Source organism: Mycobacterium sp. (assembly GCF_046330795.1).
Taxonomy (GTDB): Bacteria; Actinomycetota; Actinomycetes; order Mycobacteriales; family Mycobacteriaceae; genus Mycobacterium.
In genome coordinates, this window is the sequence record NZ_JAXLSA010000003.1 from 417990 (window position 1) to 432265 (window position 14276).

Annotated in this window: 16 protein-coding genes; 10 read left to right on the forward strand and 6 right to left on the reverse strand. The window is 67.8% G+C overall.

Going from position 1 to position 14276, the window contains the following annotated elements; genetic code table 11:
- Positions 1-26 precede the first annotated feature (26 nt).
- Positions 27-395, forward strand: coding sequence for a hypothetical protein (locus U0R18_RS13475; RefSeq protein ID WP_526369078.1), 369 nt, complete (start codon positions 27-29; stop codon positions 393-395).
- Here the strand turns inward: U0R18_RS13475 and mmsB are convergent.
- Genes mmsB through U0R18_RS13490 form a run of 3 tightly spaced genes read right to left on the reverse strand, consistent with a single transcriptional unit; the run spans position 376 to position 3968 of the window.
- A complete protein-coding gene (gene mmsB / locus U0R18_RS13480; RefSeq protein WP_526369080.1) occupies positions 376-1257 on the reverse strand; it encodes a 3-hydroxyisobutyrate dehydrogenase in 882 nt (293 codons plus the stop codon). The two genes, U0R18_RS13475 and mmsB, sit on opposite strands and share 20 nt — an antisense overlap.
- A 16-nt stretch (positions 1258-1273) precedes the next feature.
- Complete coding sequence (locus U0R18_RS13485) at positions 1274-2434, reverse strand: acyl-CoA dehydrogenase family protein (RefSeq protein WP_526369082.1); 1161 nt, start codon at positions 2432-2434, stop codon at positions 1274-1276.
- A gap of 13 nt (positions 2435-2447) precedes the next feature.
- The gene (locus U0R18_RS13490) at positions 2448-3968 is read right to left on the reverse strand and encodes a CoA-acylating methylmalonate-semialdehyde dehydrogenase (RefSeq protein WP_526369084.1); all 1521 of its coding nucleotides are present in this window, start codon (positions 3966-3968) and stop codon (positions 2448-2450) included.
- Between the two features lie 179 nt (positions 3969-4147).
- On the opposite strand from U0R18_RS13490, the gene U0R18_RS13495 reads away from it, so the two are divergent.
- Entirely contained in the window at positions 4148-5374 is a 1227-nt protein-coding gene (locus tag U0R18_RS13495) for a PE-PPE domain-containing protein (RefSeq protein ID WP_526369086.1), read from the forward strand.
- On the opposite strand, the gene U0R18_RS13500 is transcribed toward U0R18_RS13495, so the two are convergent.
- From U0R18_RS13500 to U0R18_RS13510, 3 genes are read right to left on the reverse strand one after another with little or no spacing between them, the layout of a single operon-like run.
- Complete coding sequence (locus U0R18_RS13500; protein ID WP_526369088.1) at positions 5341-6174, reverse strand: LLM class F420-dependent oxidoreductase; 834 nt, start codon at positions 6172-6174, stop codon at positions 5341-5343. The two genes, U0R18_RS13495 and U0R18_RS13500, sit on opposite strands and share 34 nt — an antisense overlap.
- A 46-nt stretch (positions 6175-6220) precedes the next feature.
- Positions 6221-7723, reverse strand: coding sequence for an ATP-binding protein (locus U0R18_RS13505; protein WP_526369090.1), 1503 nt, complete (start codon positions 7721-7723; stop codon positions 6221-6223).
- Positions 7724-7764: 41 nt separating this feature from the next.
- Complete coding sequence (locus tag U0R18_RS13510; protein WP_526369092.1) at positions 7765-9429, reverse strand: NAD(P)/FAD-dependent oxidoreductase; 1665 nt, start codon at positions 9427-9429, stop codon at positions 7765-7767.
- Between the two features lie 220 nt (positions 9430-9649).
- Between U0R18_RS13510 and infA the strand changes: the two genes are divergently transcribed.
- The 8 genes from infA (at position 9650) to truA (ending at position 14253) form a co-directional block, all read left to right on the forward strand.
- The gene (gene infA, locus U0R18_RS13515) at positions 9650-9871 is read left to right on the forward strand and encodes a translation initiation factor IF-1 (RefSeq protein WP_003418601.1); all 222 of its coding nucleotides are present in this window, start codon (positions 9650-9652) and stop codon (positions 9869-9871) included.
- Between the two features lie 43 nt (positions 9872-9914).
- The gene (gene rpmJ / locus U0R18_RS13520; protein WP_003879483.1) at positions 9915-10028 is read left to right on the forward strand and encodes a 50S ribosomal protein L36; all 114 of its coding nucleotides are present in this window, start codon (positions 9915-9917) and stop codon (positions 10026-10028) included.
- Positions 10029-10171: 143 nt separating this feature from the next.
- Complete coding sequence (gene rpsM, locus U0R18_RS13525; protein WP_068252661.1) at positions 10172-10546, forward strand: 30S ribosomal protein S13; 375 nt, start codon at positions 10172-10174, stop codon at positions 10544-10546.
- 6 nt (positions 10547-10552) lie between these two features.
- Positions 10553-10972 (forward strand): 30S ribosomal protein S11, encoded by a 420-nt coding sequence (gene rpsK, locus U0R18_RS13530; RefSeq protein WP_526369095.1) that lies wholly within the window; start codon positions 10553-10555, stop codon positions 10970-10972.
- An 18-nt stretch (positions 10973-10990) separates the two neighbouring features.
- Positions 10991-11596, forward strand: coding sequence for a 30S ribosomal protein S4 (gene rpsD / locus U0R18_RS13535; RefSeq protein WP_526369097.1), 606 nt, complete (start codon positions 10991-10993; stop codon positions 11594-11596).
- A gap of 60 nt (positions 11597-11656) precedes the next feature.
- Complete coding sequence (locus U0R18_RS13540) at positions 11657-12712, forward strand: DNA-directed RNA polymerase subunit alpha (protein ID WP_526369099.1); 1056 nt, start codon at positions 11657-11659, stop codon at positions 12710-12712.
- A 115-nt stretch (positions 12713-12827) separates the two neighbouring features.
- The gene (gene rplQ / locus U0R18_RS13545) at positions 12828-13361 is read left to right on the forward strand and encodes a 50S ribosomal protein L17 (RefSeq protein ID WP_526369101.1); all 534 of its coding nucleotides are present in this window, start codon (positions 12828-12830) and stop codon (positions 13359-13361) included.
- Positions 13362-13380: 19 nt separating this feature from the next.
- A complete protein-coding gene (gene truA / locus U0R18_RS13550) occupies positions 13381-14253 on the forward strand; it encodes a tRNA pseudouridine(38-40) synthase TruA (protein WP_526369103.1) in 873 nt (290 codons plus the stop codon).
- Positions 14254-14276 lie beyond the last annotated feature (23 nt).

A 14276-nucleotide genomic window follows, 5' to 3' on the forward strand; every position in this document is an offset into this window, starting at 1 on the left:
GGGCTGGCGGCCGTCCTGGGGCGCTGGTGGCACTGTCGATTCCGCTCGCCCTGCACATGGCCGACCGCCGTGGCGAGCCCATCGCCTGCGGTACCGGCTGGCACGGGGATCCGGCGGTGGCGCGCCACGAGGATGTTCTCAACCGGCAACAGCACCTGCTGGTCGGCGAGCAGTTCGTGCTGACCGATTACGCCGCGGAGTGTGATCGATTGGTGGCGGACCGGCGGTGGCTGGCGGTCGGCGTGGCCGGCTGCGGTTCGGCGCTCGCGCTGACGGTGCTGCTGGTGCCGATCCTGGTCGCGGTGCGCGTCGATCGCCGCCATGCCCGGCAGTCGGTGAGCGCCACGGGCCCGAACACCGGTCCCGTCGACCCGTTCACTTCCGCAGCGTGGTGATGATCGCGCTGAAGTCCAGCCCGGCGTGGGTGTCGTCGGATGCGAACGCCGCGTAGATCTCGGCGGCGTGAGTGCCCAGCGGGGCCGACGATCCCGTCGACTCCACCGCCGCCATCGCCAGGCCGAGGTCCTTGTTCATCAGGGCGGTGGCGAAGCCCGGTTTGAACTCGTTGTTGGCCGGTGACGTCGGAACCGGGCCTGGCACCGGACAATTCGTGTGCACCGCCCAGCAGTTCCCGGTGGCGCCGGTGATCACGTCGAACAACGACTGGGCCGGCAGGCCGAGCTTCTCGGCGAGCACGAACGCCTCCCCGACGGCGATCTGCTGGACGGCCAGCACCATGTTGTTGCAGAGCTTGGCGGCCTGCCCGGCCCCGGCGGCGCCGCAGTGCACGACCTTGCCGGCCATCGGTTCCAGGACCGCGCGGGCCCGCTCGACATCGCCCTCGTCGCCGCCCACCATGAACGCCAGCGTGCCCGCGACCGCGCCCTTGACCCCGCCAGAGACCGGCGCGTCCAGCTGGGCGAAACCGTGGTCGGCAGCCAGTCGATTCACCTCGCGCGCGTCGTCGACCGAGATGGTCGAGCTGTCGATGAACAAGGTGCCCGGCTTGGCGGCGGGCAGGATCTCGGCGTAGCAGCGCTTCACCAGATCGCCATTGGGCAGCATGGTGATAACGGTGTCGGCATCGGCGACGGCTTCCGCGCCGGTGCCGAAAACCGTTGCACCCTTTTCGATTGCGGCCGCGACGGCGGCCGGCACCGGATCGAATCCGTGCACGGTGTGTCCGGCGGCCACCAGGTTGGCGGCCATCGGGCCGCCCATGTTGCCCAGTCCGAGGAACGCAATCGTGGAAGTCATGATGTCCCTTCTCCTGTTACGCCGAGGCCCGCGCGCGGGCGGCTTCCGCGCGGCCGATGACCACGCGCATGATTTCGTTGGAGCCCTCCAGGATGCGGTGCACCCGCAGATCCCGGACGATCTTCTCCAGCCCGTACTCCTTCAGATAGCCGTAGCCGCCGTGCAACTGAAGCGCCTGATCGGCCACCTCGTAGCACGCGTCGGTGACGTAACGCTTGGCCATCGCGCACAGTTCGACCTTGTCGGGTGCGCCGGCGTCGAGCGCACACGCGGCCCGCCACAACATGATTCGCGATGTCTCCAGCGCGGTCGCCATGTCGGCCAGCGTGAACCGGATGGTGGGCTCGTCGATCAGGGCGCCGCCGAAGGCCTCCCGGTCACGCACATAGGCGGCCGCCTTGTCGTAGGCGGCCTGCGCTCCACCCAGCGAACACGCGGCGATGTTGATCCGGCCGCCGTTGAGCCCGTTCATCGCGATACCGAACCCCGTGCCCTCGCCCTGCGGACCGCCCAGCAGCGCATCGGCGGGCACCCGCGCCTGCTCGAAGATCACCTGCGCGGTGGGCTGCGCGTTCCAGCCCATCTTCAGCTCGTTGGGGCCGAAACTCACTCCCGGAGTGTCCTTTTCGACGACGAACGCCGAAATCCCCTTCGGGCCCTCGGCGCCGGTGCGGGCCATCACCACGTACAGGTCGGAGGCGCCCGCACCGGAGATGAACTGCTTGACGCCGTCCAGGACGTAGTCGGAGCCGTCGCGGACCGCTCTGGTGCGCAGTGCCGCGGCGTCCGAGCCGGCGCCCGGTTCGGTCAGGCAGTAGCTGGCGATCGCGTCCATTCCGGCCAGCTGTGGCACCCAGCGTTCGCGCTGCGCGGGGGTGCCGTAGCTGTCGATCATCCACGCGCACATGTTGTGGATCGAGATGAACGACGCGACCGCCGGATCCGCGTACGCAAGCTGCTCGAAGATCCGCACCGCGTCCAGGCGGCGCAGGCCGCTGCCACCGGTGGCCTCGTCGCAGTAGATCGCCGCCATGCCCAGCTGGGCGGCCTCCCGCAGGACGTCGATGGGGAAGTGTTTGGCCTCATCCCACTCGAGCGCCTGCGGTGCAAGGCGTTTGGCGGCGAACGCGGCCGCCGTCTCGGCGATCACCCGCTCGTCGTCATCCATCTCGAACATGGCCTGTTTCAGCTCACTTCATGGTGGGGATGACGAATTCGGCGCCATCCTTGATGCCCGACGGCCAGCGCTCGGTGACGGTCTTGACCTTGGTGTAGAACTGGATCGACGCCGTGCCGTACTGGTTGAGGTCGCCGAATCCGGACCGCTTCCAGCCGCCGAAGCTGTGGTAGGACACCGGAACCGGGATCGGCACGTTGACGCCCACCATGCCGACCTGGACCCGGGACACGAAGTCGCGAGCGGTGTCGCCGTCGCGGGTGAACACCGCCACGCCGTTGCCGTACTCGTGCTCGGACGGCAGCCGCAGTGCTTCTTCGTAGTCAGCGGCACGCACGATGCACAGCACCGGCCCGAAGATCTCGTCGGTGTAGATGCTCATGTCGGAGGTGACGTGATCGAACAGGGTGGGGCCGAGGAAGAAGCCCTTGGAGAGATCCGCGTCATCGAAGCTCAGCTCGTCCGAACCTCGTTCGCGACCGTCGACCACGAGGTCGGCGCCGGCCTCCACGCCCTGGTTGATGTAGTCCTTGACCCGGGCCAGGGCGGCGCCGGTGACCAGCGGGCCGTAGTCGGCCTTCGGGTCCAGGCTGTGACCCACCCGCAGTTGGCTGATCCGCTCGACCAGCCTGGCGCGCAACCGGTTTGCCGTTTCTTCGCCCACCGGCACCGCGACGCTGATGGCCATGCAGCGTTCGCCGGCGCTGCCGTAGCCGGCGCCGATCAGTGCATCGACGGCCTGCTCGAGGTCGGCGTCGGGCATCACGATCATGTGGTTCTTGGCGCCGCCGAAGCACTGGGCGCGCTTACCGTGCGCCGCGGCGCCGGAGTAGATGTACTGGGCGATGTCGGAGCTGCCGACGAAGCCGACCGCCTTGATGTCGGGGTGTTCCAGGATCGCGTCGACGGCTTCCTTGTCGCCCTGCACCACCTGCAGCACGCCCGGCGGCAGGCCGGCCTCGATGAACAGCTCGGCCAGCCGCAGCGGCACCGAGGGGTCCCGCTCGGAGGGCTTGAGGATCAACGCGTTTCCGCATGCCAGCGCCGGGCCGGCCTTCCACAGCGGGATCATCGCCGGGAAATTGAAGGGGGTGATGCCGGCGACCACGCCCAGCGGCTGGCGGATCGAGTACACGTCGATGCCGCTGCCGGCGCCCTCGGTGAACTCACCCTTCATCAGGTGCGGGACGCCGACGGCGAACTCGATGACCTCGATGCCGCGTTGGATGTCGCCGAGGGAGTCGGCGACGGTCTTGCCGTGCTCCAGCGAGAGCAGCTCGGCCAGTTCGTCGGCGTTGGCATTGACCAGCTCGATGAACTTCATCAGGACCCGGGACCGGCGCTGCGGATTCCATGCCGCCCATTCCTTCTGCGCCGCGACCGCCGAGGCCACCGCGGTGTCCACGTCGGCGGCCGACGCGAGCAGTACCTGGGCCTGGACGTTTCCGGTGCTGGGGTTCAGAACGTCGGCGGTGCGGGTCGACGCGAGGTTGCTGCGGCGGCCGTCGATGAAGTGGGGGATTTGTGTGGTCATGAGGGAGCCTCTCGGCGTGCAGTGATCCGAATTACTTGGACATCCTAGTAAATTCGCGGATACCAGTGCAACCGTCAGTTGTGGCAGCAGATGTCACGTTTCCCGATACGGCGGTCAGATCGCGCGTACGATTTGAGCGTCATCTGGTCGGGGGATCAGAGAGATCCGGGGGGATCATCGTGACGAACTCATTCGCCGGCCGGGACCGGCTCCACCGCCATCAGCTGTGGTTTCGCGCCGGGATCGTCGCCGCGGGCGTCGGTACGGCCGCCCTCGTCGGCTGCGCAACCGCGGCGGCGGAGTCCGATACCGCAGCGGACGGCGCGGGCCAGAGTGCGCCCGCCGCGGCCGCGGCCGCGCCGCCGAGTGCCGGTTCGGGGCAGTCGATTTCGCGGGAATCCGACACCACCGCGGAATCCGACAACGCCGAAGACGCCGCTGACTCCGCGGATTCCCGCGGCACTGCCGCTGTCGAGGATGAGGCTGTGCCCAAGAACGCCCGAGAGGTGGCGGACGAGCCCGTGCCGGCGACGGAGGTCTCCGACTCGGTCGACGTCCCCGAGTCGGTGGACCCGCCCGAGGTCAAGGTCATCCGATCGGCCAAGGTCGCCGACATCGTCAAGGTCGCCGACGTCGCCAAGGTGGTCGAGGCACCCAAGGATGTCGAGGCGCCCACCCTTGTCGAGGCGCCCAAGGTCGCCGAGCCCGCCGCCCCGGTCGAGGTCGCTCCGGCGGCAACAACAAACACTGCGACCGCCGCCGCGACGATCGACTACGGCGCGGGGTCCGGTGCGCGCGTCGCCGTCATCGCCGGGGTGCTCGGGTCACCGACCGCCGTCATGAAACAGCTGAACGGCAGCGTCTGCGCCTCGCCGAACAAGTGCGACCCGATCTATTACTTCGCGGTCGGAGACTTCCTGGGTCCACTGTTCGGACGGTGGAGCATCGATGACGGAGTGTCCAAACTCGACGCCTGGATCCGCGCCACCCCCGGCCCGAAGATTGCGATGGGCCACTCGTTCGGCGCGGTCATCATCACGTCGTGGCTGCGCAAGTACGGGTCCGATCCGACCGCGCCCAGTCCGGCCGAACTGAGTTTCATCACGCTGGCCTCACCCGAGAACCGCAGTTCCGCGTACGCCTACTCGGGCCGCAGCGCGATGTTCGACTACCGCGTCCAGGACGGGTTGGGGATTCCCGCGGACACCCGGTACCGCGTCGTCGACACCTGCCGGAAATGGGACGGCTGGTGCGACTGGCATCCCGATAACATCTCCACCTCCCAGTGGGGGATGTTCTGGCTGCACACCGATTACACGAATCTCAACCTGAACGATCCGGCCAACGACGTGGTGGTCAAGGGCAACGTGACCTACGTGCTGTTGCCCACGCCGGGCTGGCCCTGAGTCAGCCCCAGCGGTCCGGCCAGCTCTGTCAGGGTGGGCACCAGATCGCGCCGTGATCCCAGCACCTGGATCGCGACGTGGTCCGCGCCGGCATCGAGATGCTCATGGAGCCGGGCGGCGATCATCTCCGGCGTGCCGTGTGCCACCAGGGCGTCGATCAGCTTGTCGCTACCGGGACGCGCGACGTCATCGGCGGTGAAACCCAGTCGCCGCCAGTTGTTCACGTAATTGCTCAGGTCGAGATAGAAGTCGACCGTCTTGCGGCCGGATTCGCGCGCCTGCGCCGCATCCCGGGTGAGCACCACCTTGTGTTCGGGCGCCAGGAACACGGTGTTGCCGATGAGCTCGCGGGCCTGGGCCGTGTGCTCCGGGGTGGTCAGGTACGGATGCGCGCCGGCGCTGCGGTCCCGTGCGAGCTCCAGCACCCGTGGGCCCAGCGCCGCGATCACCCGCCGGCTGGTGGGGACCAGGGCGGCGTCGAGCGCATCCAGATAGGCGACCAGGGCGTCGTACGGCTTGGTGTACTGCTCGGTGTGTTCGGGGTGGCCGACACCGATCCCCAGCAGAAACCTTCCGGGATAAGCCTTTTCGATCCGATGGTAGGACTCGGCGACCTCGCCGGCCGGCGCGGTCCAGATGTTGACGATCCCGGTGGCCAGTTGCAGGTGCTCGGTCGCGGCCAGGATCGGCTCGGCGAACTCGAGCCTGGCGGCCGGCGAACCGCCGACCCAGAGGGCGCCGTACCCCAGGCCTTCGATCGCGCTGGCCTGCTCCGGCGGAACCGGGCCGCCGGTCCACACGCCGAACCGGCCCAGGTCGGGCTTGAGTGCTCACCTTCGGTGTCGGTCACCTGATCTCCTCCGTCGGGGTTTGCGGCCCGGGTGCCCGCACCGGCAGCAGAATCGTGAAACGCGTATCGCCGGGCCGTGATTCGACGCGCAGCTCACCACCGTGCTTCTCGACGACGATGCGCCACGCCAGGTCCAGACCGAGCCCGGTGCCCTGCCCGAACGGTTTGGTGGTGAAGAACGGGGTGAAGATCCGGTCGACGACGTCCGGCGGGATACCCGGCCCGTCGTCACCGATCTCGACGCACACCATCGACTGGTCCGTGTCGTCGCGTCCACCCAGCAGGCTGGACCGGATGCTGAGCGTGCCGGTACCGTCCCGGGACTGGATGGCCTGGACCGCGTTCTCGATGATATTGGTCCACACCTGATTGAGATCGCCTGGGTAACAGAGCAATTCGGGAATGTTGGCGTCGTACTCCCAGACCTTCTTGATCGGCTTGTCGGGGCCCACCCGGTCGCCGAACATCATCAGGGTGCTCTTGAGCAGGTCGCGCAGGTTCGCGCTCTGGTACGGCGCGCGGTCCATCTGCGAGTATTGCTTGGTGCCGGCCAGCAGGGCCGAAATGCGTTGGCTCGCTTCGGCGATCTGGTTCATCATCAACTCGGCGTCGATGGTGTATTTCAGCCAGCCGACGGCGCCCTGCAACGAGGCCGTGCACGCATCGCCCTCGAGGCCGTCGATCGATGAGTCCACCCGTTCCAGCCAGTCCACGTCCAAACCGGCCTCGACGAACGTCGGCGCGTAGTCCCAGGCGCCCACGATGCCGTGGTCCTCGAGCCATTCGCCGATCTGCTCCTCCCGGTCGGAGGCCTCCAGCGCCGTCAGTTCGGGTTGCGGGGACTTGGCGACCTGTTCGGCCACCTCCTCCTGGATCCCGACCAGCGTGCGCAGCGCCTCGGGACTGAACTTGCCGTCGGCCAGCATTGCCAGCTTGTGCCGCATCTTGCCCACGCCCTCGCGCAGATCGGCCACCGCGCGCGCGTTGGCCGCCGCCGGGTTGTTCAGCTGGTGGGTCAGCCCGGCGGTGATGGTGCCCAGCGCCAGCAGCTTCTCGCGCTGGTCGATGATCCTGCGCTGCCGCAGGCCGCCGACCTTGAGCCCGTCGAGCAGGTGGACGGCCATCGGGAACTCGCTGCGGACGAACTTGCCGAACTCGGCGGCGTCGAGCACGAAGAACCGCGACGGCACGGTCACCCGTACGGAGGACTCGTAGAGCTGCGGCACGCCGTCGACGAACGCGCTCCACGCGCCGCAGTACACGCCCCGCTGCGAGGTCCGGGTGGTTTCGATGTCCGCGCCGCCGGAACGCTTGGACATCACCACCTCGCCGTCGATCAGCACGTAGAAACAGGTGGCCGGGTCACCCTCGGCGACGATGGGTCCCGGCTCGAACTGCGCGATGTGACCGTGGGCGCACAGCTTGTCCAGCTGTTCCTCGGACAGATCCTCGAACAGGAACAGGGTCCGCAGTTCCGACGGCAGACATGTCTCGCCCATGTGGTCCTTCCCAGTCCTTCCCCGGCCCCGGCCGGGCCCTTCTACGCTTCGGCCAGATGTCGGTGCACGAACATCACCGCCATCGATCCCTCGCCGACGGCGGCCGCCACCCGTTTGGCGGATTCGGCACGCACGTCCCCTGCAACAAACACTCCCGGCACACTTGTTTCCAGGTGGTGCGGCGCGCGATCCAGCGTCCACCCGACGACATCCCGCAGATCGGGTCCCGCGAGGACGAACCCGTGGTCGTCACGCGCGACGACGCCGTCCAGCCAGTCGGTGCGCGGTTCGGCCCCGATGAAGATGAACATCCGGCCGCACGGGACCTCCTCGCATTCGCCCGTGCGGACGTTCTGCAGGCCGATGCCCTCGAGATGACCGTCGCCGGTAGCCGCGTGCACGACGGTGTGGGGCAGCTCGGTGATGTTGCCGGTGGCCCTGATCTGCTGGATCAGGTAGTGCGACATCGAGTCCTCCAGCGTCCGCCGGCTGACGATGGTGACCTCCTTGGCGTACCGGGACAGGTTCATCGCGGCCTGGCCCGCCGAGTTGGCACCACCGATGACGTAGACGGATTCGCCATCGCAGTCCGCCGCCACCGACGTGCTGGCGCCGTAGTAGATACCCGCTCCGGTCAGATCGGTGCAGCCGGCGGCCTCGAGCTCGCGGTACTCGACCCCCATGGCCAGGATGACGGCCCGCGCCGCGATCGACCGCCCGTCGGACAGCAACACGGTGCGCGCGTTGCCGTCGACCCGCAGGCCCACCACTTCGGCGGCCGTGATCACCTCGGCGGAGAATTTCTCCGCCTGTCGCCGGGCCCGCTCGGCCAGCTGGGCGCCCGACAGCCCGTCGGGAAAGCCCAGGTAATTCTCGATCCGGGAACTCTGACCGGCCTGACCACCGGTGGCGGTGCGTTCGATCAGCACGGTGTCGAGGCCCTCGGAGGCGCCGTAGACCGCCGCCGCCAGACCGGCCGGGCCGCCGCCGATCACCACCAGGTCGTAGAAGTCGCCGGCCGGGGTGGTGGTCAGGCCCAGGGTGGCCGCCAGGTCGGCGTCGGGCGGGTCGATCAGGGTCTCGCCCTGTTCGGTGATCACCACCGGCAGGGTCCGGCCGTCCAGGCCCGCCGCCTCCAGCAGGCGCGCGCCCTTGGGCTCGTCGGCGCGGAACCAGGTGTAGTGCAGCCGGTTGCGCGACAGGAACTCCCGGACCTGCGCCGAGCGGGCGTTCCACGGGTGTCCGATGACCTTGGTGTGCGGGATGGCGCGCTCACCGGTGGCGCGCCAGGCCTCGAGCAGCCCGTCGATGACGGGGTAGAGCTTCTCCTCGGGCGGGTCCCACGGTTTGAGCAGGTAGTGGTCCAGGTCGACGACGTTGATGGCGTCGATCGCGGCGTGCGTGTCGGCGTAGGCGGTCAGCAGCACCCGCCGGGCCATGGGGTAGAGGCCCATCGCCTCCTCGAGGAACTCGATGCCACTCATCTGCGGCATCCGGTAGTCGGCGACGAACACCGCGACGGTCTCGCCGCGCAGCTCGAGCTCGTTGAGGGTCTCGAGCGCATCGGGGCCGGATTCGGCCCGTACGATCCGGTAGTCGTTGCCGTAGCGGCGACGCAGGTCGCGGGCGACGGCGCGGGACACCGCGGGGTCGTCGTCGACGGTCAGGAGGATGGGTTTTCTCGGCTGGTGATCGGCTCCAGTCATCGCTTCGATTATGCGGGTTGTCGGCCGTCACCGCGGATTTTGGGGTACGCCGATCAGCGAGTAACATGGACCAACGGTGCGGCCGCCGCGCCGGCTTCTTTGTGTGCTTCCTGGAATGTCTGTTCTGGTTTCCCACGTTGTGTAGTCGGATTCGGGGTTGCGCCGTGCGACGGGCGCAACAGACAAGACACGAAACCGAACGACAGGATCGCCGAGAAGTATGGCCAAGAAAGACGGTGCCATCGAGGTCGAGGGCCGCGTGGTCGAACCCCTGCCCAATGCGATGTTCCGCATTGAGCTGGAGAACGGACACAAGGTGCTCGCGCACATCAGCGGCAAGATGCGGCAGCACTACATCCGCATCCTGCCCGAGGACCGCGTCGTGGTGGAGCTATCTCCCTACGACCTCTCCCGGGGCCGCATCGTGTACCGCTACAAGTAACCCGCCCGACCAGTACCGACTACGAGAACAGGATCGACCAGCCGTGAAGGTGAACCCGAGCGTCAAGCCGATCTGCGACAAGTGCAGGGTGATCCGCCGGCACGGGCGGGTCATGGTGATCTGCTCCGATCCCCGCCACAAGCAGCGGCAAGGCTGACACAGCACCACCCACAACTGAATGCAGACCTCCCAGTTCCACCAGGCGGATACGCCGCCTGACCACGTCCGGCACGGAGGCCGGACCCCGTGAGGGGAACGGACTGGGAAAAGACCTCCGCATAGAGAAAGAAACACACCACTGTGGCACGTCTAGTGGGCGTCGACCTTCCGCGCGACAAGCGCATGGAGATCGCCCTGACCTACATCTACGGCATCGGCCGTACCCGCTCCCAGGAGATCCTGGCGGCCACCGGCATCGACCGGGATCTGCGCACCAAGGACCTGACCGACGATCAGCTGACCCAGCTGCGCGACTACATCGAGGGCAACCTCAAGGTGGAGGGCGATCTGCGCCGCGAGGTGCAGGCCGATATCCGCCGCAAGATCGAGATCGGCTGCTACCAGGGTCTGCGGCACCGCCGCGGTCTGCCGGTGCGCGGCCAGCGGACCAAGACCAACGCGCGCACCCGCAAGGGGCCGAAGCGCACCATCGCCGGCAAGAAGAAGGCCAGGTAACCGAATATGGCTCCAGGTAAGAAGGGCGCCGCGGGCGCCAAGAAGGGCGCGGCCAAGACCCGCCGCCGGGAAAAGAAGAACGTCCCGCACGGCGCCGCCCACATCAAGAGCACGTTCAACAACACGATCGTCTCGATCACCGATCCCCAGGGCAACGTCATCGCCTGGGCGTCGTCGGGTCACGTCGGCTTCAAGGGTTCGCGCAAGTCGACCCCGTTCGCCGCGCAGCTGGCCGCCGAGAACGCCGCCCGCAAGGCGCAGGAGCACGGCGTCAAGAAGGTCGACGTGTTCGTCAAGGGCCCGGGTTCGGGCCGCGAGACCGCCATCCGCTCGCTGCAGGCCGCCGGCCTCGAGGTGGGCGCGATTTCCGATGTCACTCCGCAGCCGCACAACGGCTGCCGGCCGCCCAAGCGGCGCCGGGTCTAGGTCTAGGGAGAAACAGAAATGGCTCGTTATACCGGACCCATGACGCGCAAGTCGCGTCGTCTCGGCGTCGACCTCGTCGGGGGCGATCAGTCGTTCGAGAAGCGTCCCTACCCGCCCGGCCAGCACGGCCGTGCGCGGATCAAGGAGAGCGAATACCGCCAGCAGCTGCATGAGAAGCAGAAGGCCCGCTTCACCTACGGCGTGCTGGAGAAGCAGTTCCGCAAGTACTACGAGGAGGCCGTGCGCAAGCCCGGCAAGACCGGCGAGAACCTGCTGCAGATCCTGGAGAGCCGCCTGGACAACGTGGTGTACCGCGCCGGCCTGGCGCGCACCCGCCGGATGGCCCGTCAGCTGGTCAGCCACGGGCACTTCACCGTCAACGGCGTGAAGGTCAACATCCCCAGCTACCGGGTGGCGCAGTACGACATCGTCGACGTCAAGGACAAGTCGCTCAACACCGATCCGTTCATCATCGCCCGGGAGACCGCCGGCGATCGGCCGATCCCGTCCTGGCTGCAGGTCGTCGGCGAGCGTCAGCGCATCCTCGTGCACCAGTTGCCCGAGCGGGCACAGATCCAGGTGCCGCTGCAGGAGCAGCTGATCGTCGAGCTCTACTCCAAGTAATAGGAAGTAACCCCAACCGGCATCAAATAGCGGGTGCCGAGAAGGAGAAATGAAAACACCATGCTGATCTCTCAGCGCCCCACCCTGAGTGAAGAGTCCCTGGCTCCGAACCGGTCGCAGTTCGTCATCGAACCGCTCGAGCCGGGATTCGGTTACACGCTGGGCAATTCGCTGCGCCGTACGCTGCTGTCGTCCATCCCGGGCGCAGCGGTCACCAGCATCCGCATCGACGGTGTGCTGCACGAGTTCACCACCGTGCCGGGCGTCAAGGAAGACGTCACCGACATGATCCTGAACCTCAAGGGTCTGGTCGTCTCCTCCGAGGAGGACGAGCCGGTCACCATGTACCTGCGCAAGCAGGGCCCGGGTGAGGTCACCGCGGGTGACATCGTCCCGCCGGCCGGTGTCACCGTGCACAACCCCGACATGCACATCGCCACGCTGAACGACAAGGGCAAGCTCGAGGTCGAGCTCGTCGTCGAGCGCGGCCGCGGGTACGTCCCGGCCGTGCAGAACAAGGCCTCCGGCGCCGAGATCGGCCGTATCCCGGTCGATTCCATCTACTCGCCGGTGCTCAAGGTGACCTACAAGGTGGAGGCCACCCGTGTCGAGCAGCGCACCGACTTCGACAAGCTGATCCTCGACGTCGAGACCAAGAACTCGATCAGCCCGCGCGACGCCCTGGCGTCGGCCGGCAAGACCCTGGTCGAATTGTTCGGTCTGGCACGGGAACTCAACGAGCAGGCCGAAGGCATCGAGATCGGCCCGTCGCCGGCCGAGGCCGACCACATCGCGGCATTCGCGCTGCCGATCGACGACCTCGATCTGACGGTGCGGTCGTACAACTGCCTCAAGCGTGAGGGTGTGCACACCGTGGGCGAGCTGGTCGCCCGCACGGAGTCCGATCTGCTGGACATCCGCAACTTCGGCCAGAAGTCCATCGACGAGGTGAAGATCAAGCTGCACCAGCTGGGTCTGTCGCTCAAGGACAGCCCGGCCAGCTTCGATCCGTCCGAGGTCGCCGGCTACGACGTGGCCACCGGCACCTGGACGGCCGACGCCGGCGGCTACGACCTGGACGACACCCAGGACTACGCCGAAACCGAACAGCTCTAACAGCGTCCGGCGACGATGCGGCCGTGCAGCGGCCGCTGAGGAACCGGGCACATGCAAACAAACGTCCGTCCCGGCCCTACCTGATACGGGGGCCGGCCCCGATAGGAGATAGTCAATGCCCAAGCCCACCAAGGGTCCTCGCCTCGGCGGGTCGTCCTCGCACCAGAAGGCGTTGCTGGCCAACCTGGCCACGTCGCTGTTCGAGCACGGCCGGATCACCACCACCGAGCCGAAGGCGCGGGCGTTGCGGCCGTACGCGGAGAAGCTCATCACCCACGCCAAGAAGGGTGCGCTGCACAATCGGCGCGAGGTGATGAAGAAGATCCGCGACAAGGACGTCGTGCATGCGCTGTTCGCCGAGATCGCGCCGTTCTACGCCGATCGCAACGGTGGCTACACCCGGATCATCAAGGTCGAGAACCGCAAGGGCGACAACGCCCCGATGGCGGTCATCGAACTGGTCCGGGAGAAGACCGTGACCAGTGAGGCCGACCGTGCTCGCCGCGCCGCTGCCAAGCACGCCAAGGCCACCGAGGCCGCCGCCGCGTCGGCGCCGGTCGAAGAGGCTCCGGTCGACGAGGCCCCGGCCGAAGAGACGGTCGCCGAGACCGCCGAGGCCGAAGCCGACGAAGCCGGCGCCGATAAGTAGCAACGACAGCTCGACCGACATGCCCGCCATCGATTCCGGTGGCGGGCATGTCGCTTCTGTCCGCCTGCGGCTCGACATCTCCTACGACGGAACCGAATTCGCCGGCTGGGCGGCGCAGGCGGGTCAGCGCACGGTGGCCGGGACGCTGGACGAGACACTATCCACGGTTTTTCGGGTACCGGTGCTGGTTCGTGCGGCCGGGCGCACCGACGCCGGGGTGCACGCCAGTGGACAGGTCGCACACGTCGACGTCCCGGCCGAAGCGCTGGTCCACGCCTACCCGCGCACTCGGCGTCCGGCCGGTGAACCTGAATTCGTCCCATTGGTCCGCCGGCTCGCGAGATTCCTGCCGCCCGATGTCCGGGTCCGGGAGATCGGCCGCGCCCCAGCGGGATTCGATGCCCGATTCTCGGCGCTGCGCCGGCACTACGAGTACCGGCTGTCGACGGCTCCACACGGAGTGGATCCGCAGCAGGCGCGGTTCGTGACGGCCTGGCCGCGCGCACTGGATGTGCCCGCGATGGCCGCGGCGTCAGAGGAACTGCTGGGGCTCAACGATTTTGCCGCGTTCTGCCGGCACCGTGCCGGTGCCACGACGATCCGCGATCTGCAGCGGCTGGAGTGGGTGCGGGACGGCGATCAGGTGACTGCGCACGTGACGGCGGATGCGTTCTGCTGGAACATGGTTCGCTCCCTGGTCGGTGCCCTGCTCGTCGTCGGGCAGGGGCGCCGGGAGCCGGCCTGGATCGCCGGGCTGCTCGGGGCCGATCACCGGTCCAGCGATTTCGCCGCGGCACCCGCTCGGGGGCTGACCCTGATCGGGGTGGACTATCCGCCGGATGACGAGCTATCGGCGCGCATCCTGGTCACCCGGGACCTCCGGAAGCGCTGAACCGCGGGTGCCGAGATCGACGT

Coding starts and splice junctions, on each gene's coding strand:
- U0R18_RS13490 (WP_526369084.1), bottom strand. CDS start 3,968: ATGACCACACAAATCCCCCACTTCATCGACGGCCGCCGCAGCAACCTC.
- infA (WP_003418601.1), top strand. CDS start 9,650: ATGGCCAAGAAAGACGGTGCCATCGAGGTCGAGGGCCGCGTGGTCGAA.
- U0R18_RS13540 (WP_526369099.1), top strand. CDS start 11,657: ATGCTGATCTCTCAGCGCCCCACCCTGAGTGAAGAGTCCCTGGCTCCG.
- rplQ (WP_526369101.1), top strand. CDS start 12,828: ATGCCCAAGCCCACCAAGGGTCCTCGCCTCGGCGGGTCGTCCTCGCAC.
- rpsD (WP_526369097.1), top strand. CDS start 10,991: ATGGCTCGTTATACCGGACCCATGACGCGCAAGTCGCGTCGTCTCGGC.
- rpsK (WP_526369095.1), top strand. CDS start 10,553: ATGGCTCCAGGTAAGAAGGGCGCCGCGGGCGCCAAGAAGGGCGCGGCC.
- U0R18_RS13510 (WP_526369092.1), bottom strand. CDS start 9,429: ATGACTGGAGCCGATCACCAGCCGAGAAAACCCATCCTCCTGACCGTC.
- U0R18_RS13505 (WP_526369090.1), bottom strand. CDS start 7,723: ATGGGCGAGACATGTCTGCCGTCGGAACTGCGGACCCTGTTCCTGTTC.
- truA (WP_526369103.1), top strand. CDS start 13,381: ATGCCCGCCATCGATTCCGGTGGCGGGCATGTCGCTTCTGTCCGCCTG.
- U0R18_RS13485 (WP_526369082.1), bottom strand. CDS start 2,434: ATGTTCGAGATGGATGACGACGAGCGGGTGATCGCCGAGACGGCGGCC.
- mmsB (WP_526369080.1), bottom strand. CDS start 1,257: ATGACTTCCACGATTGCGTTCCTCGGACTGGGCAACATGGGCGGCCCG.